The following is a 25,051-nucleotide window of genomic DNA, read 5'->3' as shown; positions in this document are numbered from 1 at the left end:
ATTTATCTGTAATACTTATCTATCTCTTCCAGCTTTATAGCAAGCGAAGCCGCGCCCTCAAGTTTTCTTAAGTGGTCTTCCATAAAGGTATTGGACTTTTGCTCCTGCACCTTTTTCGCATATTCGTCTTTCTCTTTCTTGAACGCTTCTTCGTCAGGATCTTTTCTCTGGGCCACTTCAAATATTATTATGCCCTTGGTTATTTCGACAGGCTTAGATACTTCGAAAAGTTTCAATTCCGAGCCTATTCCGGCTACCACAGGGATATCCCCGATATCGTCGATCTTATCGGCCCTTGAGAAGAAATCGGTGTTTTTCACGGTCAACTTTAACTGCGAGGCCGCCTTCTCAAATGTCTCATTCTTTTCCCTCATGCGTTCCAGGAGTTTGCCGTACAGCTCTTCGCTCTTTATCTTAAGTATCTTTCTTGCCTCGACCTCTTTTATGAATTTCTCTATCGTGTCTTTGGACTCCTCGAATGTGGCGCTGCGGTCCGGAAGAGCGCCTTTTAAATTCGATTTTAGCATGAGCTCGCTTTTATGCTTTTCATAGAATTCTTTTGCCGCGTTTTCATCTACCTTGGCCTGGTCAAGAAAATCCTTTGGTTCCATAAGTATGTACGCTATTTTTATTTTCGCGAATTCTTTTTTGTATTCCGAAAGCACGTCATCATCAGTTGTCTTTATATCCTTGGTGAGCTGTGCCGATAATTTTTGTATTATAATGTTGTCTCTTACGATCTCTTCGAATGCTCTTGGCTCCAACCCTATATTATTGCGCAGCATATATGAGTAAAAATTTTCATCAAATACGCCATTTCTTAAGAATAGGGGATGGCTTCTTATAAATTCTACAACTTCTTTATCCGATGATTTTATCCGTAATTTCTTCGCTTCGTCCAGCAGAAGAACCCTGTCCCAGGCTATCTTCGCGAGCATGGGCCTGTTGGTTAAAAGCGCTTCAAGCACTTGAGGCTGGTTGAAATAGTTCAGTATGATCTGGCTCCTTACCCCGGACATGGCTATATATAGATCGTCAAACGATACCTTTTTCCCGCTGGCCATGCCCACATAGGTAGGGCCCTTGTCTTTGGATCGGGACATGCTGGCACTGCCCCACATTACAAAAGCGGGCAGGATCAATATCAGAAGGCTCCACAATATAAGCCTGCTTACAAATTTTTTCCTGAATAGTTTAAGCATTAATAGCGCTCCTTTTTCGATATTATACAGCAAAATTTCGCTTCGTCTACAAGAAATTTTCGGAAGTAGTGTCAAGATAATTGGACGCTTTCGTGTTTGTCATTCCCGCGAAAGCGGGAATCTATAAATGACTCCTCGACTAATGTAAATATGTATTTAGGCGCGTCCTCACGTTGCTCTTCTCTAAACTGGCTTATTATGCCATAGATCCACAGGTTTAAGCTTTGTTCTGATTTGAAGTAACCTTGTATCTTGATACGTCTACGCACTTCTTCAAGATCTCTCTCTATATGATTGGTGGTGCTTATAAAGTTCTTATCTTCGAAGAAGTCATAATAGACAATGGTATCGTAAAAGTCCTTCTCAAGGCACCTGATAGCCTTTGGTTCAACACTGTGCCACTTGTCACAGAATCGCATGAAGCGTTTAATGGCCTGTCGTCTTGACCCGGACCGGCATATCCGGGAAGCCTGGGCCATCATCTTCCTTCTGTGCGATACCTTGTGTCTAACGTTGCTCGATAAATTCCGTAGCTTATGCGTATGACATAGCTGCCATTTTGCGTACGGATACACGAGCGATATGCCCTGCCTTATACCTTGCGCCCCATCACTTGCTACTACCTTTAAGTGCTTACCCTCTAAGCCACGTCTATAGATATCATTGAGTAAGCCGGATACTTCGCGTTCGGTCTCGCCCTTAGCCAGCTTAAAAGCTATGATCTCTTTCTTGTTATCCATGGTGATTCCCAGGACGAACAATATCACCATCTTCCGAAGGCGGCCATTCGATATTACGCTTACCCAGAGGCCGTCTATGAGAAGATATTTATACTTATCCTCAATAGTACGAGTTCTGTATTCAGCAAGGTCACCTTCAAGATTCCTTAACAACTTTGATGCTGTGCCGTGGCTTACGGAGTCGCCTATGAAGGCCTTGAAGAACTTGCGCTGCTTGCGGGTAGATAAGCCTAATATCATCGATAGCACTACCGTATCGTCAAACTTCTGCTGTCTTCTCTGGTACTTGCTAAAGAGCGAATATGTTATCTTTAGTCCGTCACGAGTTCTGGGTATATCGATCCGGCTGGTGCCGAATGTTGTGGTGAAAAAGCGCCCATACTCTCCCTTGCGCTCATCGAGTCTCCTCGAGCCCGCATGTTCATATCTACCCGCGCCGATCTGCAGCTTAAATTCTTCATATATACCTTTTTGAATATACTCTTGTACCACTCGATGGGCACTAGATTCAAAATTATCGAATACCCCCAACATTCCAAGCTCTCGCAAATTCCTCTTTAAATATTGATACTGAATTGCTACACTACTCTGTGAGAAGTTAACGCTTCTCATGGTATATCCTCCTTGGGTCTTCACGACCCGGTTATCATTCACAATAACCGTGAGGATATACCTTTTTTATTTACATTTCAAAGAACTTTTATGGATTCCCGATAAAAACATTCGGGAATGACGTTTCAAAAGCGTCCACAATATTTTACACTATCTTTTCGGACTTGCGCGGAATTCCCTGCTTGTAAGCGAAGGGGAATTTGACAAAGTCGAGCCTAATGTGTTAAAGTAACAAACTATGAAGGATTTTAGGGGCGAACTTATAAAATACGGCAAGCTTATATACGCGCAGAATCTGGTAACGGGCTGTGGCGGCAATATAAGCGTACGTGTTGGCAGCAGGGTATATATAAAAGCAAGCGGCGTATCTTTAGAAAACTCCACCGCGGCCGATTATAATGAAGCGGATCTTAAAACCGGTAAAGTCTTCTGCCGTAAGGGTCCGTGTTCGGTGGAATTACCTATGCATATAGCGTGCTACAAAGCGCGCGCTGATATCGGGGCCGTTATCCACACGCATCCCGTATACGGAACTATCCTTGCCATGCTGATAAAAAAACTAGGGTTTGTATCTTATGAATTCGCGTGCGCGCTTTCGACGGAAGTCCCCGTGATAAGTTATAAGAAATCCGGCAGCCGGGAGCTGGCAAATGCGGTCGCAGGCGCTATAAAAAAGCATAACGCGGTTTTGCTGAAGAACCACGGCGCGATAGTTGTGGGTAAAGATCTTGAGGAGGCGTATCAAAGATCTGTTGTACTCGAGCGCTCATGCAAGATATATGTATTGTCGAAATTAGCCGGCAAAGTGTCTTTGATCGGGCAGTATTGACATCGTATATCTTAATATGATACTATTGTTCAATAATTAACAAAGGAAGGCGTTACAATGAAAGCAGCTATAAAGAAGCTAAAACTTGGTATGCCAAAGGGAAGCCTGCAGGAAGCCACTGTAAGGATGTTCAAGAAGGCGGGGTTCTTTGTCGGCATAAGCGAAAGGTCATATTTTCCGTCGATAGACGATGACGAAATAGAGGCGATACTTTTCAGGGCGCAGGAGATGTCCCGCTATGTCGAGGACGGCATCCTTGACTGCGGAATTACCGGCAATGACTGGATACTTGAAAATTCATCTAATGTGGTAAGGGTGGCGGAGCTTATTTATGCCAAACAAAGCTTAAGGCCGGTAAGATGGGTACTGGCGGTTCCGCAGGGCTCAAAAGTGAAGACCGTCAAAGACCTTAACGGTAAGCGTGTGGCGACGGAACTGGTAAGCGTCACAAAGGAATATCTTAAAAAGAACAAGGTGAAAGCCGAAGTGGAGTTTTCCTGGGGCGCTACAGAAGTGAAAGCGGCCATAGGAATAGACGCGATAGTGGAAGTTACCGAGACAGGGTCGTCTTTACGCGCTAATAATTTAAGAGAAGTGGCCACGGTGTGTGAGTCCACAACCCAGCTTATAGCGAACCGCAAAAGCTGGATGAACCCCTGGAAACGCGCCAAGATAGAAAATCTCGCGTTACTGTTAAAAGGCGCGATACTTGCCGAAGAGAAAGTCGGACTAAAGATGAACGTCGCTAAAAATGACCTGAAGGCCATATTGAGTATACTTCCCGCGATGAAGAATCCTACGGTATCGGCCCTCTCGGACTCCAATTGGTTCGATGTAGATACCATAATAGACGAAAAGACCGCGAAAAGGATAATTCCGGAATTAAAAAGAGCCGGAGCTCAAGGTATTATCGAGTATCCGCTGAATAAAGTAATATATTAGGAGGTGAGTCGTTCATGCCTTGCGGCAGAAAAAGAAAAAGAGCGAAGATGGCGAAGCATAAGAGAAAAAAGAGAATGAGATTAAATCGCCACAAAAAAAGATTGATGTATAAGTAGCTCGCGGCCTTTGACATTTCCATTGAAGAAGCTATTTATCTATATAGCGGCTTTTCTGATACTTGCGGTATGTCCGCCGTCAGAGCTGGAAGCGGCCCGCGACGTCCTGTCAAGATCGAACCGGTCGCTTTGGGATGTAAGGATCGAGAAGAAGAGGTCTTCGGATCCCTTTTCTCAGGCGCTTGCCCATTACACAATGGGCATTATTTATGACAATGAAGGCAGCCTGGAGAACGCGCTTCGCGAATACAAGATAGCCTCCGGCATAGACCCCAAAATAAGCTATCTTCACACAAGAATCGGGGTAGATTATTTTCTTACTAAGAAGCTTGACGCGGCCGTAGAAGAATTTAATACAGCTAAGACGCTGGACCCGCTCGATACCAAGCCGCGATTTCTTCTGGCACTGGCTTACACAGTGCAGAATAAATTCGATCTGGCCCAGGAAGAGTATGAGGGTATAGTAAGAATAAACCCAAATGACATAGCCGCGCTTGGCTCTCTGGCGGACCTGCTTGTTATACAGGAAAAGATGGGCGATGCGTTGTCCATCTATGAGAAGCTGGTAGAAAAAGAGAAGAATTCAAGCCTGTTATATTTTAACCTCGGGGTAATATATTCCAGGCTGGGTAAAATGGACCAGGCGGTAGAGTCATTGAAGGAAGCCGTAAAGATAGAGCCTGATTATCTTGAGGCGCTGATAGGCCTGGGCGTACTATACGAGATGAAAGACGACCTGCCGGGCTCGATATCGAGCTTTGAGCGGGCATTGAAAGTAGATCCGCTGAATGTAAAGATATATTACTCTTTGGGCCAGCTGTATTACAGGGCCAAAAGAGTGAATGAAGCTATTCATCAGTATGAATTACTTGTTAAGCTGAATCCGAAGGATCCCGAAAGTTATGTTCAATTGTCGGGAATATATGTAAGAGAAAAGCGTCCCAAGGACGCGATAGCTGTTTTAAACAATGCTCTTTCGCAAGGCATAAAGGATACAGAAATTTATCTCGCGCTGGGTTATGCTTGCGGCGAAGGTTTAAAGCATGACGAAGCGATCAAGTACTATAATCTCGCTCATGAGATGAGTCCGGATGATGCCAGAGTGCACTTTCATCTGGCTGTTCAGTATGATAAGATGAACCAGCGCGAAATGGCCGCCAGTTCGCTTAAAGAGTCGATAAGGCTCGACCCAAAATTTGCCGACGCATACAATTATCTGGGATATATGTACGCGGAGCAGGGGCTGAATCTCGACGAAGCGGTGGCGTTGATAAAAAAAGCCATAGAGATGGAGCCGGATAACGGCGCGTATATAGATTCGCTGGGGTGGGCATATTTCCAAAAGGGCATGGCGCATGAGGCGCTGGCCCAGCTGGAAAAGGCAATTAAATTAGAGCCGAATGACCCAACGATAAAAGACCATATTAAAAAAGTTAAAGAAAAATTAAAGAAGAAAAGATAAAAAATGACGAATAAACCCGATGTTAAAGATCTGCAAAGAAAAGCCGTAGAGATCCGCAAAGACATATTAAAGATGCTTACCCTGGCGGGGTCAGGGCATACCGGAGGCAGTCTTTCCATAGTGGATATACTGGTCGTGTTGTATTACTATGTGCTAAAGGGCGATCCCAAAAATCCGAAATGGAAGGATCGCGACCTGTTCTTACTGTCAAAAGGCCACGCCTGTCCCGCTCTTTACGCCATACTTGCCGAAAAAGGATATTTCCCAAAAGAAGACTTATGGGGCCTAAGGAAGATGGGCAGTAAATTACAGGGCCATCCGCAGATAGGGCTTCCCGGTATAGAGATTTCAAGCGGTTCGTTAGGGCAAGGGCTGTCGATAGCTAACGGAATGGCGCTTGCGGCAAGGCTCGATAAACTTCCCAACAGGTTTTACTGCCTGATGGGCGACGGCGAGACCAACGAGGGCCAGGTATGGGAAGCGGCGATGACCGCGTCGCATTACAAGTTAGATAACGTATGCGCCATAGTGGACTATAATAAACTGCAGATAGACGGGTTTTGCTGCGACGTAAAAGATATGGGCGCTTATGTGGATAAGTGGAAAGATTTCGGATGGTACACCATTGAAACCGACGGGCACGATATACAAAAACTTATTGAGGCCTTTGACAAGGCAAAGAGCGTTAAGATGGCGCCCGTGGTTATAATTGCGCATACTATAAAGGGAAAGGGCGTATCTTTCGTAGAGAATAAGGCCGAGTGGCACGGCATATCGCCTAAAAAAGAAGAGTACGAACGCGCGATAAAAGAATTAGACGAAGCGCTGAAAAAAATATAACAAATTCCTGCGTAGCTCTACCGGCTATTGATAGTTGCAGGGCGAAGCAGAATAAGGAGATCTTATGGACTCGGCAATAGAATCAATCAAGTGGATCATGATAATAATAGATATCGTGCTTATAATACTTCCCGCCATATGGTACCTTATCGCCCTGAAAAGTAAAAAAGCTATGATGTATTTTAAGATGTACTGGCTGAAAATAGTTATCATCGATGTTATACTTTTTGTCGTCGTTCTTGCCATACAGGGCATGGCTTCCCTCGAATCATATTACAGGAATATAACTTTGGCGACGATGCCGGTGCAGCTTTTAATGGTTTCGTTAAACGCGATAATCTTTGTCTATATGTATATGATATTTATGCGCGGCGGATTTTCGAAACTCAGTAACAAGCTAAAAGTGCACGGCGAATTTGTGAATGTCAAATGGTCCGACGTCATAGGCATGGAGAACGTTAAAGAAGAGGCGATGGAAGTCGTCCAGCTCATCAGAGACAGGGCGCGGGTGAAGAAGATAGGCGGAAAGATCCTGCGCGGGATATTGATGTTAGGCCCACCGGGATGCGGCAAGACGTATCTGGCAAAGGCGATAGCCACTGAGTCGGGGCTGCCCTTTGTGTCGATGTCTGGCAGCGAGTTTGTAGAGATATTCGTGGGAGTCGGCGCCGCGCGCGTAAGAGCGTTGTTTAAAAAAGCAAGAGAGCTCGCGTATGGTTACGGCGGCTGCATCATTTTTATAGACGAGCTCGACGCTATAGCGAGAAAAAGAGTCTTCTCCGCTTTCGGAGGCACCGAAGAGACAAACTCAACCCAGAACCAGATGCTGGCCGAGATGGATGGACTGCAGGAACTAAAAGATAAGCATGGAGAGCCGCGGCCCGAGCAAAATATAATAGTTATAGGCGCGACTAACGCCCCCGAAGACACCCTGGATAGGGCGCTGCGTCGTCCGGGAAGGTTCGACAGGATAATCAATATTGAAAGGCCGGGCCTTGAAGACAGGGAAAAGCTCTTCGCTTATTATCTCAATAAAGTCTCGTTCGACAAGGCTATGGACATAGGGCGTCTTGCCAGGAAAGCCGTATATAAATCACCTGCCGATATAGAAAACATAGTGAAAGAAGCTGCGCTTGTAGCGACGAGAAACGGCCGCGATACGATAAAACTCGAGGATATAAGCGAGGCGATGGAGAGGATAGATATCGGGTTAAAGCGCAAGATTACCATGACTGCCCACGAAAGGGAGACTACGGCATATCATGAGGCCGGCCATGCGGTCGTTACATATATACTGCATCCGACCAACGATGTCTTTAAGATATCCATAATACCGCGTAAGGACACGCTGGGCGTAACATATACACAGCCAAAAGAAGAGCTATATAGTTACACAAGAGATAAATTATTTGCCGATATCAAAGTTGACCTCGCAGGTTACGCGGCGGAGAAGATGAAGTTTGGCGTGACATCTACGGGGGTGGCGGGCGACTTTAAGAACGCGATGAGGATAGCCCACTTTATGGTATGGACGCTTGGTATGAGCGATGCCGGGTATCTTGGGGATTATACGGCCATACCCGAAAATCAGCTGTCCGACGGCACGAAAGAAAAATTAAACCAGGAAACACAGAAGATATTCCAGAAGTGCCTGAAAGAAGTGGACGATCTATTGATAAAAGAGAAATCGATTCTTGAAAGGCTTGTAAAAGAACTGCTGGCCAAAGAAGAGCTGGAATACGACGAGATCGAAACGATATTTCAGGAATATGGCAAGCTGCGCACAAAGAGCGCATGGTAAGATCCAGGATTCGGAGTTGGGGGTTCGGGTTCCGATTCAATCTTTTGCTGGTAATCAGCTATTGTTTACTGGTTACCCTGGCAGGTTGCAGCGCTACTTATCCGAAAGATAAGATAGAGGAATCCGTAGTAAGGATCTGTAAGCAGGAATACAAGGTCGATGTTAAGGTCGAGATCGAAGGTAAGACGATGGCTATTTATCTTCCTCTCGCGGACCTTATGGACTACTCTTTCAACCTGAGTAAATCCGCCAGCGACAAGATAAACGATGTAATATTTACCGCGGCCAGGGTGGCTTTATCTACGGACGCGGACATAGATTTTTACTGTGTCATAGCTCATGATGTCAAGATGCCGGAGCTTCAGGTAATCATCATAAAAGGCGTCGAAGACATCAAACGGCTCTTCGCCAATGATATCTCGCGCGGCGAATATATGAAGCGCATGCTGATAGACCTTCGGTGGAGCCCGCAGGCTAAAAAAGAGCAGGTTATAAAAGAGATCTTTTCCAAGATGAACCTGGACGCGAAATGGCAGGACCAGGTTATGTCAGACTTTTTTAGAAGCCAGCCGGCAGGCATAGGCGATATAGGCTACTGGAACGACCAATTCTATATTAAAGATATAACACTTGCCGAATTTTTGGCCGAGCAGATGGCCAATAGAATAAGGATAGCTTTCAGGGAAGACAAGGCCCTAAAAGATAATTTTATTTTGAAGGCGGCAAAGGCCGCGTATGTTATAAAGAAAGATAAGCGTTTCTTTATATTTGAGGTGTTGGCCGAACACACAGCCGCGCAGGCGGGCAGCACCATTGAGGACTCGGACAAAATTTTTGAGACCGTCCTCTCGGTAGCTGGTCAGGTTATACATGGGTATAGTTTTAATGACTATGACGCCCTGGAGATACTGGATCAGCGGGCCGGCAGGTCTATCGAAGTAGTTCCAGAAGAGCTGGAAGGCTTCAGGACGAATAAATTGAAGTTGAGTGAGATAGGAAAGTAACGAGGAGAAAAATGGCAGAATTGAAATATAAGATGGTTCCGACGAGAGACGGTTTTGGCGAAGGCGTTGTAGAGCTGGGCCGTAAAAATAAAGATGTGGTCGTGCTTTCCGCGGACCTCACCGACTCTACCAGGGCAAACTGGTTTAAAAAAGAATTTCCCGATAGATTCTTCGGGCTGGGTGTGGCGGAGCAGGATATGTTCGGCACTGCCGCCGGTTTCGCGCTTATGGGCAAGATCCCATTCGCGTGTACATTCGGCGTATTTGCTTCAGGCAGAGCGTGGGACCAGATCAGGGTATCGGTAGCCTACATGAACCTTAATGTGAAGATAATAGGCACGCATGGAGGAATTTCCGTCGGGCCGGATGGCGCGACTCACCAGGCGCTGGAAGAAATATCGCTTATGAGGATAATACCCAATATGACGATAATCGTCCCCTGCGACGCTCTCGAAGCTAAAAGGGCCACAATGGATGCGGCAAGCTATAAGGGCCCGGTCTATATCAGATTAGGGCGATCAGGCGCGCCTGTGATAACCAAAGAAACCGATACATTCAAAATAGGCAAAGCCAATATATTGAGAGACGGCAAGGATATTTCGATATTTGCCTGCGGTCAAATGGTTTATGAATCTATGCTGGCGTGTGATGAATTAAAAAAAGACGGTATCGATGCCCGCCTTATAAATATGCACACACCTAAACCGATAGACAAGGATTGCATTCTAAAGTGCGCGAAAGAGACCGGCGCTATAGTTGCGGTCGAGGAACACACAATAGCAGGCGGTTTCGGCAGCGCCATTTCGGAAGTCGTGATAGAGAATTGTCCGGTGCCGATAAAATTTGTCGGGATAAGGGATAAATTCGGCCAGTCCGGCGAGCCCGAGGAGCTATTTGAGCATTTTGGGCTCAAAGCGAAATATATAGTGAAGGCCGCGAAAGACGCAATCGCAATGAAGCGGTAGGAAACAGCACTCTTTATGACCAGCATCACGGTTAAGGCTCCCGCGAAGGTTAATCTATTTTTAAAGATCCTATCCAAGAGAAAAGACTCCTATCACAATATTCATACCCTCTTCGAACGGATATCCCTTGCCGATACAATCAAAATCTCCAGGATACCAAAAGGTATAATCGTTAAATCCGACAAGTTTCTTACCAAAAACCCTAAAGACAATCTTGTCTATAAGGCTGCCGAAGCTATTTTAAAGCACGGCAAAGTGAAATCCGGAGTAAGGATAGAGATAAAAAAGCGTATACCTGTTGCCGCGGGCCTGGGCGGGGGCAGTTCAGACGCGGCTTCAACGCTTATCGGGGTCAATAAATTATTCAATATTAAGTTAAACTCCAGGGTATTGATGCAGATAGGCAGTAAAATAGGCGCGGATGTGCCATTTTTTATTTTGGGCACACCCTTTGCTGCAGGTAAAGGCACAGGATGCGACCTCGATGTAGTAAAAACTAGCAAAAAGCTATGGCATCTTCTTATTTATCCCGGGTTTAAGGTAAATACAAAGGACGTTTATAGGGCATTTGACGGCATTAAACACCGGGAATCTAAGTGCTTGACCCTTCGACGGTGCTCAGGGTCAAGTGCTGAGCTTTTGCCGAAGTACTTGACAGCCCGGGGGAGTGATGTTAAAATGGTCTCCCCTTTGACGGGCTATAGAGATATGGAGCAGATGCTCTACAACGACCTGGAACGCGCTACTGTGTTGAGAAAAGAGATTATAGGCTGCATTTTAGAAAGCTTGGCACAACTGTTGGGTAGGAAGTTCATTGTTTCCGGAAGCGGACCGAGCTTATTTTGTTTGTATAGCACCGGAAAGGAGGCGAAGATAGCGAAGCAGGCTGTTTTAAGAAGTGTGCCGGCCGGAAAAAGACGCGGCTGGCAGATTTTTGTAGTTCAAACATCATAGGCTAAATTAAAATCCAAAGGAGTTAATTAGAATGGAAATCACCGAAGTCAGAATTTTCTTAAAGGAAGGGCAGGATAGGAAATTAAAGGCATACGCAACGCTCACTTTTGACAAATCATTCGTTGTGCGTAATGTCAAAGTTATAGAGGGGACCAAGGGTCTTTTTGTTGCAATGCCTTCCAGGCGCTTAAAAGATTCGTGCCCAAAGTGCCATTTTAAGAATGTGGTAAGGAGTAAATATTGCAACCAGTGCGCAGCCCCATTGCCGCCCCACGTTGAACCCAAGCCGGTGACTTCCGGCGACAGCCGTGAGAGACAGTCAGAGCACAGGGACATAGCGCATCCTATAACATCAGACTTCAGAGAGTATATACAGAAAAAAGTCCTCACCGCGTACGAGGAAGATATTAAGAAAGGGCCGGCTCAACCATCGATGACCCGCGTATCAACCAGTCACGTGAATATGATGGATGAGGATGACGATATAGAGTTATAAGCTTCTTGTGTCTAGAAAACTGGGAGGTCGTTCAACGGTAGGACACGAGAATTTGGGTCTCGGTATTCTGGTTCGAATCCAGACCTCCCAACCATTCTGCTTTGCCCTTTACATAGTAATAGAGGTAGGGCTTCGCAGAAATTATAGCGAGAACGAGTATGAAAAATATAATAGCGGTTATACTTGCGGCCGGACGCGGCACCCGGATGAAATCCGATACGCCTAAGGTAATGCACGAGATCCTTGCCAAACCGATGATCTCGCATGTGGTGGACTCTGTCGGGGGCGCGGGAGTGAAGTCGATAATTCTCGTTACGGGTTTCGGCAGTGATAAAGTGCAGGAGTTTTTTAAGGGCACCGACGTGAAAGCCGTTTTACAGAAGAAACTTTTGGGAAGCGGCGACGCGGTAAATACCGCCAGAGGGCAGATATCAAAATTCGCCAAAGGCGACTGTCTTGTTGTGTATGGCGATACTCCGTTAATAAAAAGCCAGACCATAAAGAGGCTCATAGAGAAGCACGCTGCTTCTTCATCGAGTCTTACATTGCTTACGGCGGTATTGAAGAATCCCACCGGTTACGGCAGGATAATAAGGACTCCCGAAGGCAGGATAGTGAAGATAGCCGAAGAAGACGAGGCTAAAACATACAAAAAAGAGATCAAGGAGATAAATGTCGGGACCTGTATATTCAGGTGCGAGGATCTTCTCGAGGCACTCGGTAAAATAAAACCGGAAAACACGAAGAAAGAATACTATCTTACCGACGCGGTAAAGATATTTTCCGATAGCGGCAAAAAAATAGAATCAATTACGATAGAGGACCTGGATGAGATGATAGGTGTAAATTCAAGAGTTGAGCTTGCTAAGGCCGTTGCCTGCGTAAAGACAAGGATCTTGGACGAGCTTATGATGTCCGGAGTTACCATACAGGACCCTTCAACGACTACAATATATCCGGATGTGAAGATAGGCAAAGATTCCGTTATATACCCTAACACCATAATCGAGTCAGGCGTGAAGATAGGCGAGAATTGCCACATAGGGCCGTTCGCGCGCTTAAGGCCCGGCACCGAAGTCAAAGACAAGGCAGAGGTAGGAAACTTTGTAGAGTTGGTAAGGACTAAAGTGGGAGAGAATACAAAAGTAAAACATCATACATATCTTGGCGACGCGACAGTCGGTAAGAATGTTAATATAGGAGCGGGAACTATTACAGCCAACTACGACGGGAAGAATAAGAGTAAGACTATAATAGGCGACGGCGCGTTTATAGGAGTGGGAACGATATTGATAGCGCCTGTCAAGATAGGCAAGAAAGCGCTCACGGGAGCGGGCACTGTTATATTAAAGGGGAGAAATGTAAAAGACGGGGCGATCGCGGTAGGCGTACCCGCACGAATTTTAGAAAAAAGAATAAGTGAAAGAAGGAAATCTTAGAAAGAAGGCTTTATGAAAAATAATATTCTGGTCTTCAGCGGAAATTCCAATAAGAAACTGGCGCAAGACATCTGTAAAAGTTTAAAAATAAAACTTGGCGATGCGTCTATAGACCGTTTTTCAGACGGAGAGGTGCGCGTAAAGATAAACTCTAATGTCCGCGGCCATGACGTGTTCGTTATACAGTCTACTTCTAATCCGGCCAACGAAAATCTTATGGAACTTTTGATAATGATAGACGCGTTAAGGCGCTCTTCAGCCCAGAGGATTACCGCGGTGTTGCCGTATTTTGGTTACGCGCGCCAGGACAGAAAGGACCAGCCCAGAGTCCCGATAACGGCAAAATTAGTGGCGAATCTTCTGACTACAGCGGGAGCCAATAGAGTATTGACTATAGATCTGCACGCAGGGCAGATACAGGGATTTTTTGACATACCTCTCGACCATCTTTTCGCGGTTAAGATATTTATGGACTACAGAAAGAGGACCAAAGTAAAAGGAGACCTTGTCATAGTAAGCCCGGACGTCGGAGGCATAAAGACCGCGCGCGCTTACGCCAAGAGGTTTAATTGCGGTTTGGCCATAGTCGATAAGAGGCGCATCGACGACAAAAAAGCCGAGGTCATGCATATAATGGGCGACGTAAAAGGAAAGACCGTTATGATAGTGGACGATATGGTAGCGACAGCCGGCTCTTTGGTTGAAGCGGTTGACGCTATAAAGAAAAAAGGCGCGCTCGAAGTCTACGCGGCTGTTACCCATGCGGTACTGTGCGGACCTGCTATAGAAAGAATTAGGAATTCAAAATTAAAAGAACTTATCGTTACCGATACCATTCCGGTTGGTAAAGATAAGATGATTAGCAAAATAAAAGTGTTGTCGGTAGCTCCGTTACTCGCGGAGGCAATAAAGAGGATACATGGCGAGGAGTCGCTCAGCGTGTTGTTCAAATAAAGTAAAATTGAAGGGAGCAAGGTTACAATCATGGAAAAAGTAATATTAAAAGCTGAAGTCAGAGAAGGTAGCGGCAAGGCAACTGCCAAGAGCCTGAGGAGAAAAGATATTATACCGGCCGTGGTATACAAGGGCGGCAAGGACGCGCTTAAATTACAGCTATCTGTAAGAGATCTTAATGAGGTTCTGCACACAAAGGCCGGCGAAAACGTAATCGTTACATTGAAGATCGCTGCCGGTGAAGGCAAGACAAAGGATAGGACAGTATTGATAAAAGAGATACAGCGCGAACCCATAAGGAGCCTTATCCTGCACGTGGATTTTAATGAAATATCACTGACGGAAACATTGAAGGTCAATGTTCCGCTGTCAGTGCACGGAGAGGCTGTCGGTGTAAAGGCCGATGGCGGTACGTTGGAACACGTCATGTGGGAATTACAGGTAGAATGCTTGCCCACAAGTATCCCTGAAAAGATCGAAGTAGAGGTCTCCGGTTTAAAAATAGGAGACGCTATCTACGTAAAGGATATTAAAGCGCCCGAAGGCGTGAAGATCCTCAACGACGCAGAGCTGATAGCGTTGATAGTGAAGCCGCCTAAGGTAGAAGTTCCGAAGGAAGAGGCTGCCCAAGCCGCGCCTACGGAACCCGAACTTATAAGGAAGAAGAAAGAGGCCGAGGAAGCCGGTGAAGGCGAGAAGAAAGAAGAGGCTCCTAAGGCAGAAGTCAAGAAAGAGGAGAAGAAATAAGGTGAGAGTTATCGTCGGCCTTGGTAATCCGGGCCTTGAATATAAAACAACGAAGCATAACATAGGCTTCATGGTATTAAGTCAGCTTGCCAAAGAGAACAAAATAAAGCTGAAAGAGAAGCGCTACGCGGCTCTTATCGGCAAAGGCAAAATTGCCGGTGAAGAGACCATGCTCGTCCTGCCGCAGACATATATGAACCGCTCCGGAGATACCGTAGGAGATCTGGTAAGAAATGAAGTCAAATCGATCGAGGACCTTATAGTAGTATGCGACGATATATATTTAAAGCTCGGCAGGGTCAGGTTGAAGAAGAAGGGCTCGGCCGGAGGCCATAAAGGGCTGGAATCGATAATATCCGTACTTGGCAGAGATGATTTCGCGCGCTTACGAGTGGGCATAGCCACGGATGTGCATAAGGGCGATATAACAAAATACGTATTAACGCCTTTCAAGAGAAATCAGCATAAAAACGTCTCGCATGTGATATCGCTGGCAGTGGACTCTCTTATATGCTGGATAGAAGAAGGTATGGATGAAGCGATGAACAAGTTTAACATAAAGAAAGTCGCAACATCCTGATTCTGCTTGAGTAAACATTTAATGTATGGTAACATTGTCTACTAATTAAGGGAAAATAACAGGAGGTTAAGTGGAGAACTACGAGGGTATATTCATAATAAAGCCCGACATCAAGGAAGAAGATATAAAAGGTATCTACAAGGTTATTTCTGACCATGTCACAAAAAACGCCGGCAATGTAGTCAAAGAGGACATCTGGGGCAAGAGGCAGCTCGCCTATCCGGTTAAAAAATTCAAAGAAGGTTTCTACTACAAGTTAGATTTTACCGCGCCGACCAGCGCGATAGCCAAACTTGAAGAGGCATACAGATTAAATTTAGATATTCTGCGGACAATGATAACGAGAAGATAGGACATATAAGATGGCAAGCCTGAATAAAGTATTTATAATGGGAAACCTGACGCGCGATCCGGAGCTCAGATACGTACCGAGCGGTACCGCGGTAGCGAGTTTTACTATTGCCATTAACAGAGTATATACCAGCCAGGCGGGCGAAAAGAAAGAAGAGGTGTCGTTCGTAAGGGTTGTTGTATGGGGCCGAAGAGCGGAGGTTTGCGGCGAATATCTTTCGAAGGGCAGCCCGGTATTTGTTGAAGGAAGGCTTCAGTCGAGAAGCTGGGAAAGCCAGGACGGACAGAAAAGAAGCACGATAGAGGTAATAGCCGACAATGTGCAGTTTTTAAGAGGCGGCTCCGGCGAAAAAGCGGGTGCTTCTTCGCCAAAAGCGGACACGGCTTCAGGCGATGTAGCTACGATAAATTTAAACGAAGAGCTTGGGCCCATACCGGACCAGGGCGGGAACAATAAAGCAAGTAAGTCAGGCGCGGATTCGGAAGAGGCGCCATTTTAGTGAAGTAAAATTGAGGAGATGCGATGCCAAGATTCGGAGAGAAGAGAAAACCAAAACGAGACGGTGACAAAAAAAAGAAGATATTTAAGAAAAAACCATGCAGATTCTGCATGGATAAAGTTGAGAATATAGATTATCTTGACTATCAGAAATTCCAGAAGCTAATTACCGAGCGCGGTAAGATAATGCCTTCAAGGATAACCGGAAACTGCGCAAGACATCAAAGACAGTTGGCGCGTGCCATACGTAAAGCAAGAGTGTTGTCGCTTCTGCCTTTTGTCGCGGATTAGAAAGGTTTATCGATGAAAGTTATACTGACGCAGACAATAGACAGGCTCGGAAGAGCAGGAGATTGCATCAACGTTAAAGACGGATACGCGAGGAATTACCTTCTTCCAAAAAACTTAGCGAAAGAAGCCACGCCGGGAAATATTAAGACGCTGGAATCGTTAAAGAAGAAACAGGCTGCCGAAGACCAGGGCAAGCTAAACGAAGCGAAGGTGCTGGCCGAAAAAATAGCCGGCCTATCGATAACGATAAATGCCAAAGCGGGCGAGGAAGAAAAATTATTCGGCACCGTAACCGCCGAGATGGTTTCAAAAGCGCTCGAGGCCCAGGGCATATTAATAGACAAAAAAGATATTGTGATCGATGAGCCTATCAAGAAGTTAGGGACTTATCAGATAGGCGCAAAACTACATCCGGAAGTAAAGGCGACCTTAAGAGTTTGGATCGTCAAAGAGTAAAGTTTTTATGGCGGGACAGGAAATAATCGAGAAGCTGCCTCCTCAAAGCCTCGAAGCCGAAATGGCCGTGTTGGGCTCGATGTTGTTGGACCGCGAAGCCACATCACTCGCGATAGAACTTCTGAGCGCGTCAAGTTTTTATAAAAATGCCCACAAAAGTATATACTCCGCGATAACAAAACTATTCGATGAAAATAAAGCGGTAGACCTGGTAACCGTAGTAGAAGAGCTCAAAAAGACTAACGCGCTTGACGATGTGGGAGGCCCCGCGTATCTGGCGAATATAGCGTCAAGTGTTCCAACATCCGCAAATATAACTTATTACGCGAAGATCGTCAAAGAGAAATGCATCCTAAGAAATCTCATAAATGCCGCGACTCAAATAGCGTCGGAATGCTATAACACATCACACGAGGCGGACAGCCTTGTGGACAAGGCCGAACAGATAATATTCGATATCGCCGCAAAGAAAGTGGAATCCAGATCCGTCCCGCTAAGAGATGTTATAAAAAGTTCTATAGAGACTATAGACAGCCTTTATCAGCGCAAAGAGAATATTACGGGCCTTGCCACGGGTTTCAGGGATATGGATATAAAGACGGCCGGCTTACAACGATCTGACCTGATAGTAATGGCGGGCCGGCCTTCAATGGGTAAGAGCGCCCTGGCCGCGTGCATAGTCGAACATGTCGGCGTTGTTGAGAAGAAACCTGTCGCTTTCTTCAGCCTTGAAATGTCTAAAGAGCAATTGGTGCAGAGGATGCTCTGTTCGCACGCCAGGGTTGACGCGCATAAAGTGAGGACCGGCTTCCTTTCACAGGCGGATTGGCCAAGACTGGTCACAGCCGCCGGAAAATTATCCGAAGCCCCTATATTCATAGATGATACGCCCGGCATTTCAGTTATGGAATTACGCGCAAAGGCGCGCCGTCTTAAAGCGCAGCACGATATACAGATGATAGTCTTGGACTATCTGCAGCTGATGCAGGGTAATTATAAATCGGACAACAGGCAGCAGGAGATATCCGAAATATCCAGGTCATTAAAGGCGCTTGCCAGGGAACTGAACGTGCCGCTGATAGCCATAAGCCAGTTGTCGCGCGCCGTAGAGCAGAGGTCCGATCACAGGCCGCAGCTTTCCGACTTGAGAGAATCAGGCGCCATAGAGCAGGACGCGGACCTCGTAGTGCTTTTGTTAAGGGAAGAATATTATAATCCTACCGATGAGAATAAGGGGATAGCCGAAGTCATTATAGCGAAACAGAGGAACGGCCCGGTAGGGAGTTTTAATCTTACATTTATAGGCGAATATATGAGATTCGAAAATCTGGTGCGCGGGCAGGAAGATTTTATCGGAGCGGAAGATACCGCTAACGCTGATATGGAAAGGGTTTAAGATGACCAAGTTGTTTAAATCGATTTTAGCGTCTGTAATTTGTATAGGCCTCATACAATTCTATTTTGCGGCGGCTTCATATTCACAACCCGAGGGCAACGACGGGAAGATAATCAAGTCAATAGCTGTTAAAAACAACAGGGCGATAAGCACAGAGACTATTCTATCAAAGATGAAGACAAAGGCTGGTGAAGCGTTCAGCCAGGTCGTTGTCAATGAGGATCTAAAAAGACTTTATGCCACGGATTATTTTACCGATGTTTCTATAGACGGCGAGCCGTATGAAGACGGCATAAACATAACCATCTTCGTGGAAGAGAAATCCGTGATAGGCGACATAACATTCAAAGGCAATAAAGCATTTACCACCCAGAAGCTTAAGCAATCCATGAAATCAAAACCGGATGAAATGCTAAATATGTCATTACTCGCGCAGGATATCGCCGAGATGAGGTCTATGTATATAAAGAAGGGTTACCCGACAGTAGATATAAAGTATGAGCTTGATGTGGATAAGGAGCTCAATAAAACAAAGATAATAATCGCGGTAGAAGAAAAAACGCGTATCAGGGTAACGAAGGTAAATGTAGCCGGCAACGAACATCTTAAGACTCCGAAGATAATAAAAGTGCTTGGGACAAAACCGGCCTGGTTATTCAATCCGGGAGTATTCAAAGAGGATGTGCTGGACGAGGATTTGGAAAAGATAAAAGCGCTTTATGATAACATGGGGTATCTCGATGTGGAGGTCTCCCCAAAACTTGACTATAGCCCTGACGGCAGCGAGATGTATGTTACCTTCGAAGTGAAAGAAGGTAAGCAATATCTGGTCGGCAACATAGATGTGGCGGGAAACATTGTTCTTAAGGAAAAGGAAGTCCGGTCCAGGATAAAGATGAAGCCGGGCAAGCCTTTTTCAAGAGGCTCGCTAAGGGATGACATGCTCGGGGTGCGCGACCTCTACTTTCAATATGGATATATGGACGCGGTTGTCGATATAGATCAGAATGTTAACCAATCCACAGGAAATATGGATCTTACATATACAATCGATCCCAAAGAAGTTGTATACGTAGGTAAGATATACATACGCGGGAATGTCAAGACCAGGGAAGTCATCATAAGAAGAGAGCTCAGGGTCTACCCGGGTGATAAATTTAACGGCGCAAAGATAAAAAGATCAAAAGAGCGTCTCTATAATCTCGGTTTATTCGAAGATATAAGCTTTGATACAGAGCCTACGAATGTGCCGCAGGTGCACAATATGATAGTCAATGTCAAAGAGACGAAGACGGGGGAGTTCTCCTTTGGCGGCGGATACAGCTCTGTCGACCAGTTCTTGGGCTTTGTAGAGGTTGGCCAGAGAAACTTCGATATACTAAACTTCCCTACCTTTACGGGCGGCGGGCAGAATCTTGTGATAAGAGCCGAAATCGGTATGGTGAGACAGAACTACAATATAGGCTGGGTGGATCCATGGATATTTGGCTGGCCGTATATGTTTGGTTTTGATATGTACCGCACAAGCCATACCAGACAGTTGGAGGTCGGTTGGGCCTACGATGAAACGAGGACGGGTTTTGACCTGAAGGCCGGCAAAGAGCTCACCGAGCATTTAAGGGCGGACGCCATGTATAGATTGGAGAATGTCGACATAGGCAGTATACCAAATTATGCGTCGAGCTCTTTTAGGAATGAAGAAGGCTCTAATTATGTTTCGGCTATTTCCGGGCAGTTGACGCAGGACACAAGGGACAATGTATACAATCCCGGGCACGGATATATATTAAACGGTGGTCTTGAAGACGCCGGCGGTATTTTCGGCGGAGACAAAAATTACGTAAAAGGAACGGCTACGGCGGCATTCTACCATACATTCTTTGAGAAGTTTGTTCTGGAATTCAAAGGCCGTGCCGGTTGGGCGACCTCATATGGAAGCTCAGACGAAGTGCCTATATATGAAAGATTCTATGCCGGCGGCGCTAATACTATACGCGGATATAAGGAAAGAAAAGTCGGCCCCAGAGATACCGGCTCCGATGAACCTATCGGCGGCGACGCGCTCTTGATAGGAAACGCCGAAATAACGTTCCCAATATATGAAAAAATACTTAAAGGGGCTATCTTTTATGACTTTGGTAACGTTTGGGCGGATACAAAAGATTTTCTGGTGGGCGGCGGCTATAAGTCCGGCGCCGGTATTGGTATAAGAGTCAATACTCCGGTCGGTCCTTTCAGGCTTGATTGGGGTTACCCGCTGGTAAAGAATAATACAAATGATGATTCGGAGTCAGGCGAGTTTTATTTTAGTATAAGCAGGGGATTTTAACCGAAAAATATAGAAAGGGAGGAAGTTGTATGAAAAAAATAGTTGTTTTAGCGGTCACAGCATTCTTAGTTATCGGGCTCGCATGTTCCAATGCGGCCGCAAAAGAGTATAAGATTGGATTTGTAGATCTGGCTAAGGTATCGGATGAGTATGCAAAGACAAAAGATTATGAAAAGAGTTTTGAAGGCCAGGTAAAGGGTAAAGACGCCGAGAGGCAGAAATTTGTCGATGAAATACGCAAATTAAAAGATGAGCAGACGCTTCTTTCGGACAAGGCAAAAGCGGAGAAGCAGACCGTCATCGACGACAAAATAAAGAACCTTCAGGAATTTGACAGAAAAGTCCGCGACGAACTTATAAAGCAGAGAAATACGATGCTCGGTGAAATACAGAAAGATATAGACGGCGTTATATCCGTTTATTCGAAAGAATCCGGCTATGATATCGTTTTGATAAAGCAGACTGTTCTATATGGCCAGGCGGAACTCGACCTTACAGCCGAAGTTATTAAGAGGCTGAATGCGGGAACACCCAAGAAATAGATATTTTATTTATGTCAAAGACATTAAAAGAGATAGCTAAATTCGTAAACGGCGAACTTGTAGGCGACGGCGAAATCGCGATAAAGGGCATAAACGGTATACAGAACGCGCAGGAAGGCGATCTTGCTTTTATAGCGGGTCCCAAGGATGAGGAATTAGTCGATCTAACCAAGGCTTCCTGCGTCATCGTTCCGAAAAATACGAGCAAGTCCTTCAATAAGCCGATGATAAAGGTCGATTACCCTTCAGTGGCCCTGTCAAAGATAATAGAATTCGTCCTTCCGGAATCGATCCCGCATCCCAAAGGCATCCACAAGACCGCTGTAATATCTGAAAGCGCCTCTTTAGGCAAGAATGTATCTATAGGGCCCTATGCTGTTATAGCCGACAAAGCCACGATAGGTGACAATACTATCATATATTCATTCTGCTATATAGGTAAGAACTCAAAGATAGGGCAGGATTGTATTCTATACCCTCATGTTACCATCAGAGAGTCGATAATAATAGGCAATAGGGTTATAATACACCCCTCCACTGTCGTGGGAAGCGATGGTTTTGGATTTGATACGCAAGGGAATGGAACGCACTTCAAAGTTCCCCAGCTTGGGATAGTAGTTGTCGAAGACGATGTGGAGATAGGTTCCTGTGTTACCATAGACAGGGCACGGTTCAATAAGACTATAATAGGCAAAGGCTCCAAGATAGATAACCTTTGTCAGATAGCTCACAATGTTATCATAGGCCCATACTGTCTGATAGCGGCACAGTCAGGCATATCCGGAAGCTCTACGCTGGGCAGGAATGTAGTATTCGGCGGCCAGGTAGGTGTCGCGGACCATGTGAAGATAGGCGACTTTGTAATGGCCGGCGCAAAAACAGGCATATCAAAATCTTTTCCGGTGCCAAAGACAATATTATTTGGCTATCCGGCCAGACAAGTTGATAAGGCCAGAGACATGATAGCGTGCACGGGCTTGCTTCCGAAGTTATTCGAACGCGTAAGAAAGCTGGAAGCAAAAATAAAAGAGTTAGAGAAGAAGTGACCCCTCGACGCAGCCGGTTTATTATAGACAGCTTTGCTCGGGGTTATGGTGAGCCAGCCGAACCATGACAAAGCAAAAGACGATTCGATCTTCCGTCTCGATCGAAGGTATCGGGCTCCAGACGGGCTCGAAAACAAACCTTAAGTTTAATAGCGCTCCCGCTGATAGCGGGATAAATTTTATAAGGATAGATCTGCCGGGCAAGCCCAATATAAACATAAATACGCTCTCTTTGGATGACAGTAGCTTTAAGAAACGCAGGACGACATTAAAGGCAGGCTTAGCCCAGATACAGACCACCGAACACCTTTTATCGGCGGTTTTTGCGCTTGGAATAAATAATATAAATATAGAAGTAGACGGAAGCGAATTGCCGGGTTTGGACGGAAGCGCTTTAGGATATGTGGATGCTTTGGAGCGTGCCGGTATAATTGAACAGGACGCTCCGGCGAAAGAACTTGTTATTAAAGATGCGGTAAAGTGCATCGGAAGAGACGGGTCCTCATTGGAGGCAGTTCCGTATGATGGATTTAAGATATCATATCATCTCTCATATCCTGTGAAAAGCATCGGTAAGCAGTTTCTTAGTATCGAGATAGATGCAGATAGTTTTAAAAATCAGATAGCGCCTGCCCGCACTTTTTGTATGAAAAAAGAGGCCATCCTATTAAGGATGCTGGGTTTTGGGAAGGGCGCGAATTCTAACAATACGCTTATAATGGGCAAATCCGGCCCAATGAAGAATAGACTACGGTTTCCCGACGAGTGCGTGCGGCATAAGATACTGGATTTAATCGGGGATTTAAGCCTTGTCGGTATGAACTTAAAGACGCACATAGTCGCGGTGAAGAGCGGCCATAGGCTAAATATGGATCTTGTAAAAAAATTAAAGAAGTTATAACAAGGAGACTAAAATGGGAATCGAAGAACTGGATATAAAAGGTAAGGTGTTGGATGTAAGCATGATACAGAAGATAATACCTCATAGATATCCATTTTTATTGGTGGATAGGATAATCGAATGCACCGACCAAAAGGTCGTGGGCATAAAGAATGTTACGATAAATGAGCCGTTCTTCCAGGGGCATTTCCCGGGCAAGCCTATTATGCCGGGAGTCCTCATAATAGAAGCGATGGCGCAGACCGGTGGAGTGGGCGCTTTGAACATAAAGGATAACCTTGGAAAGCTTGCGTTCTTTATGAGTATAAGCGAGGCCAAGTTTCGCAAGCCCGTAGTGCCGGGCGATCAGTTGGTGATGGAGATAGATATACTGAAGACAAAATTGAGCATGATGAAGGCACGCGGCGTGGCAAAAGTTGATGGAGAAGTTGTGGCGGAAGCGGAATTTATGTTCGCCTTTGTCACTCCAAACGAATAATATGGCAAGGATAGGTTTAGTTGCCGGCGCTGGAGAACTTCCGATAGTATTCGCAAAGTCGGCCAAGAAAAAAGGCGATACAGTAATTGCCATAGGCCTAAAAGGCGTGACCAGCGACGAGTTATCAAAATATGCCGATAAGATCCACTGGTTTGAGTGGGGCGACCTGAAGAAAGCAATGCTTCTGGCTGTCACCGAAAGGCTTAATAAGGTTACGCTTTTGGGCAAGATAAAAAAAGAGATACTCTTTAAGAATAGCGATAAATTTGACGAGGAATCGAAAGAGGTTGTAAAGAAGGCCGGCGGTAAAAAAGACTATGCCATCTTGAAGGGTATAGCAAATCTGATAAGGACGGTAGGTATAGAGGTCATAGACCCGACGCCTTATCTCGAAGAGTTGGTTCCGTCGAAAGGCGTGCTTACAAAACGCGCGCCGACCAGATCCGAAAAAGAGGATATCGAATACGGCCGCGAAGTCGCCTCGAAGCTCGCGGGATTCGATATCGGCCAGACCGTGGTCATAAGGGACAAGACGGTCATCGCGCTTGAGGCCGCGGAGGGTACGGACGACACCATTAAAAGAGCCGGAAAACTCGTAGACGGCTCCTTTACCGTCGTAAAGATGGCGCGGCCCGACCAGGATGCGAGATTCGACATCCCTTTAATAGGGCCGGATACAGTGAAAGCCATAATAGATAATAGAGGCAGTGTCCTCGCTCTTGAGGAAAAGAAGACATTCCTCATGAATAAGTCAGAAGTCATCTCCCTCGCAGACTCCAACAACATCTCAATAGTCGTAGTATAATTCGTTTGTAAATTTTCCCCCTGTCTTATCCATACCTAAGCCTACAGTTACGGTCAGCACAAGCCACCTAAATAAGTATGTAAGATAGCCATGTATAGGTGGCAGGAAAAATGTTACCCTTCACTTCGTTCCAGGTCGGTCTTTTGTTCTGTCGAAAAACGGGGGCCTGCGGAACTCGGCCCTTTTTAACCGTTTTTCTTCTTCACAAAAGACCTAACATTTTTATTGTGCTTCCCATAACCGTAGGCTTAGGTTTATATATCTACCCCCACAC

The 25,051-nt window shown here is 45.6% G+C and carries 26 protein-coding genes and 1 tRNA gene; 25 read left to right on the top strand and 2 right to left on the bottom strand.

The window, feature by feature from the left end; all coding sequences use genetic code 11:
* Positions 1 to 2 precede the first annotated feature (2 nt).
* Together Q8R38_04135 and Q8R38_04130 are read right to left on the bottom strand one after the other, a co-directional pair.
* Positions 3 to 1,202 (bottom strand): SurA N-terminal domain-containing protein, encoded by a 1,200-nt coding sequence (locus tag Q8R38_04135; GenBank protein ID MDP3791216.1) that lies wholly within the window; start codon positions 1,200 to 1,202, stop codon positions 3 to 5.
* Positions 1,203 to 1,273: 71 nt separating this feature from the next.
* Positions 1,274 to 2,554, bottom strand: coding sequence for an IS256 family transposase (locus Q8R38_04130; protein MDP3791215.1), 1,281 nt, complete (start codon positions 2,552 to 2,554; stop codon positions 1,274 to 1,276).
* 238 nt (positions 2,555 to 2,792) lie between these two features.
* Here Q8R38_04130 and Q8R38_04125 point away from each other — a divergent pair, with 238 nt between their 5' ends.
* From Q8R38_04125 to lpxI, 25 genes are all read left to right on the top strand, one after another.
* Positions 2,793 to 3,383, top strand: a complete 591-nt coding sequence (locus tag Q8R38_04125) for a class II aldolase/adducin family protein (GenBank protein MDP3791214.1) — start codon at positions 2,793 to 2,795, stop codon at positions 3,381 to 3,383.
* A gap of 57 nt (positions 3,384 to 3,440) precedes the next feature.
* Entirely contained in the window at positions 3,441 to 4,325 is an 885-nt protein-coding gene (gene hisG / locus Q8R38_04120) for an ATP phosphoribosyltransferase (GenBank protein MDP3791213.1), read from the top strand.
* Between the two features lie 126 nt (positions 4,326 to 4,451).
* Entirely contained in the window at positions 4,452 to 5,903 is a 1,452-nt protein-coding gene (locus Q8R38_04115) for a tetratricopeptide repeat protein (GenBank protein MDP3791212.1), read from the top strand.
* 3 nt (positions 5,904 to 5,906) lie between these two features.
* Positions 5,907 to 6,743: a transketolase gene (locus tag Q8R38_04110; protein ID MDP3791211.1), complete on the top strand. Its 837-nt coding sequence runs from the start codon at positions 5,907 to 5,909 to the stop codon at positions 6,741 to 6,743.
* 64 nt (positions 6,744 to 6,807) lie between these two features.
* Complete coding sequence (locus Q8R38_04105; GenBank protein ID MDP3791210.1) at positions 6,808 to 8,544, top strand: AAA family ATPase; 1,737 nt, start codon at positions 6,808 to 6,810, stop codon at positions 8,542 to 8,544.
* The gene (locus Q8R38_04100; protein MDP3791209.1) at positions 8,538 to 9,548 is read left to right on the top strand and encodes a hypothetical protein; all 1,011 of its coding nucleotides are present in this window, start codon (positions 8,538 to 8,540) and stop codon (positions 9,546 to 9,548) included. The genes Q8R38_04105 and Q8R38_04100 overlap by 7 nt, the downstream gene beginning before the upstream one ends.
* 11 nt (positions 9,549 to 9,559) lie before the next feature.
* Positions 9,560 to 10,513, top strand: a complete 954-nt coding sequence (locus Q8R38_04095) for a transketolase family protein (GenBank protein MDP3791208.1) — start codon at positions 9,560 to 9,562, stop codon at positions 10,511 to 10,513.
* 15 nt (positions 10,514 to 10,528) lie between these two features.
* Positions 10,529 to 11,467 (top strand): 4-(cytidine 5'-diphospho)-2-C-methyl-D-erythritol kinase, encoded by a 939-nt coding sequence (gene ispE, locus Q8R38_04090; GenBank protein MDP3791207.1) that lies wholly within the window; start codon positions 10,529 to 10,531, stop codon positions 11,465 to 11,467.
* A 31-nt stretch (positions 11,468 to 11,498) separates the two neighbouring features.
* Positions 11,499 to 11,963 (top strand): septation protein SpoVG family protein, encoded by a 465-nt coding sequence (locus Q8R38_04085; protein MDP3791206.1) that lies wholly within the window; start codon positions 11,499 to 11,501, stop codon positions 11,961 to 11,963.
* A gap of 20 nt (positions 11,964 to 11,983) precedes the next feature.
* Positions 11,984 to 12,057, top strand: a tRNA-Gln gene (locus Q8R38_04080).
* A gap of 64 nt (positions 12,058 to 12,121) precedes the next feature.
* On the top strand, positions 12,122 to 13,402 hold the full coding sequence (locus Q8R38_04075) for an NTP transferase domain-containing protein (protein MDP3791205.1): 1,281 nt from the start codon (positions 12,122 to 12,124) through the stop codon (positions 13,400 to 13,402).
* 12 nt (positions 13,403 to 13,414) lie between these two features.
* Complete coding sequence (locus tag Q8R38_04070; GenBank protein MDP3791204.1) at positions 13,415 to 14,356, top strand: ribose-phosphate pyrophosphokinase; 942 nt, start codon at positions 13,415 to 13,417, stop codon at positions 14,354 to 14,356.
* Positions 14,357 to 14,386: 30 nt separating this feature from the next.
* On the top strand, positions 14,387 to 15,103 hold the full coding sequence (locus Q8R38_04065) for a 50S ribosomal protein L25 (GenBank protein MDP3791203.1): 717 nt from the start codon (positions 14,387 to 14,389) through the stop codon (positions 15,101 to 15,103).
* Complete coding sequence (pth, locus tag Q8R38_04060) at positions 15,042 to 15,683, top strand: aminoacyl-tRNA hydrolase (protein MDP3791202.1); 642 nt, start codon at positions 15,042 to 15,044, stop codon at positions 15,681 to 15,683. The genes Q8R38_04065 and pth overlap by 62 nt, the downstream gene beginning before the upstream one ends.
* A 70-nt stretch (positions 15,684 to 15,753) precedes the next feature.
* Positions 15,754 to 16,035 (top strand): 30S ribosomal protein S6, encoded by a 282-nt coding sequence (gene rpsF / locus Q8R38_04055; GenBank protein MDP3791201.1) that lies wholly within the window; start codon positions 15,754 to 15,756, stop codon positions 16,033 to 16,035.
* A 10-nt stretch (positions 16,036 to 16,045) separates the two neighbouring features.
* Positions 16,046 to 16,534: a single-stranded DNA-binding protein gene (locus tag Q8R38_04050; GenBank protein ID MDP3791200.1), complete on the top strand. Its 489-nt coding sequence runs from the start codon at positions 16,046 to 16,048 to the stop codon at positions 16,532 to 16,534.
* A 23-nt stretch (positions 16,535 to 16,557) separates the two neighbouring features.
* Positions 16,558 to 16,824 (top strand): 30S ribosomal protein S18, encoded by a 267-nt coding sequence (gene rpsR / locus Q8R38_04045; GenBank protein MDP3791199.1) that lies wholly within the window; start codon positions 16,558 to 16,560, stop codon positions 16,822 to 16,824.
* Positions 16,825 to 16,836: 12 nt separating this feature from the next.
* Positions 16,837 to 17,280, top strand: a complete 444-nt coding sequence (gene rplI, locus Q8R38_04040; GenBank protein MDP3791198.1) for a 50S ribosomal protein L9 — start codon at positions 16,837 to 16,839, stop codon at positions 17,278 to 17,280.
* Positions 17,281 to 17,287: 7 nt separating this feature from the next.
* Complete coding sequence (gene dnaB, locus Q8R38_04035) at positions 17,288 to 18,676, top strand: replicative DNA helicase (protein MDP3791197.1); 1,389 nt, start codon at positions 17,288 to 17,290, stop codon at positions 18,674 to 18,676.
* A gap of 1 nt (position 18,677) precedes the next feature.
* The gene (gene bamA, locus Q8R38_04030) at positions 18,678 to 21,005 is read left to right on the top strand and encodes an outer membrane protein assembly factor BamA (GenBank protein ID MDP3791196.1); all 2,328 of its coding nucleotides are present in this window, start codon (positions 18,678 to 18,680) and stop codon (positions 21,003 to 21,005) included.
* Between the two features lie 29 nt (positions 21,006 to 21,034).
* The gene (locus tag Q8R38_04025; protein ID MDP3791195.1) at positions 21,035 to 21,547 is read left to right on the top strand and encodes an OmpH family outer membrane protein; all 513 of its coding nucleotides are present in this window, start codon (positions 21,035 to 21,037) and stop codon (positions 21,545 to 21,547) included.
* Positions 21,548 to 21,558: 11 nt separating this feature from the next.
* On the top strand, positions 21,559 to 22,593 hold the full coding sequence (gene lpxD, locus Q8R38_04020; GenBank protein MDP3791194.1) for a UDP-3-O-(3-hydroxymyristoyl)glucosamine N-acyltransferase: 1,035 nt from the start codon (positions 21,559 to 21,561) through the stop codon (positions 22,591 to 22,593).
* Between the two features lie 64 nt (positions 22,594 to 22,657).
* Positions 22,658 to 23,494: a UDP-3-O-acyl-N-acetylglucosamine deacetylase gene (gene lpxC, locus Q8R38_04015; protein ID MDP3791193.1), complete on the top strand. Its 837-nt coding sequence runs from the start codon at positions 22,658 to 22,660 to the stop codon at positions 23,492 to 23,494.
* 13 nt (positions 23,495 to 23,507) lie between these two features.
* Entirely contained in the window at positions 23,508 to 23,972 is a 465-nt protein-coding gene (gene fabZ, locus Q8R38_04010) for a 3-hydroxyacyl-ACP dehydratase FabZ (protein MDP3791192.1), read from the top strand.
* A 1-nt stretch (position 23,973) separates the two neighbouring features.
* Complete coding sequence (lpxI, locus tag Q8R38_04005) at positions 23,974 to 24,777, top strand: UDP-2,3-diacylglucosamine diphosphatase LpxI (protein MDP3791191.1); 804 nt, start codon at positions 23,974 to 23,976, stop codon at positions 24,775 to 24,777.
* Positions 24,778 to 25,051 lie beyond the last annotated feature (274 nt).

The organism is Candidatus Omnitrophota bacterium (assembly GCA_030695905.1).
In the GTDB taxonomy this organism is placed as follows: Bacteria; Omnitrophota; Gorgyraeia; order 2-01-FULL-45-10; family 2-01-FULL-45-10; genus CAZHPY01.
This window is presented reverse-complemented; position numbering and strand designations above follow the sequence as displayed.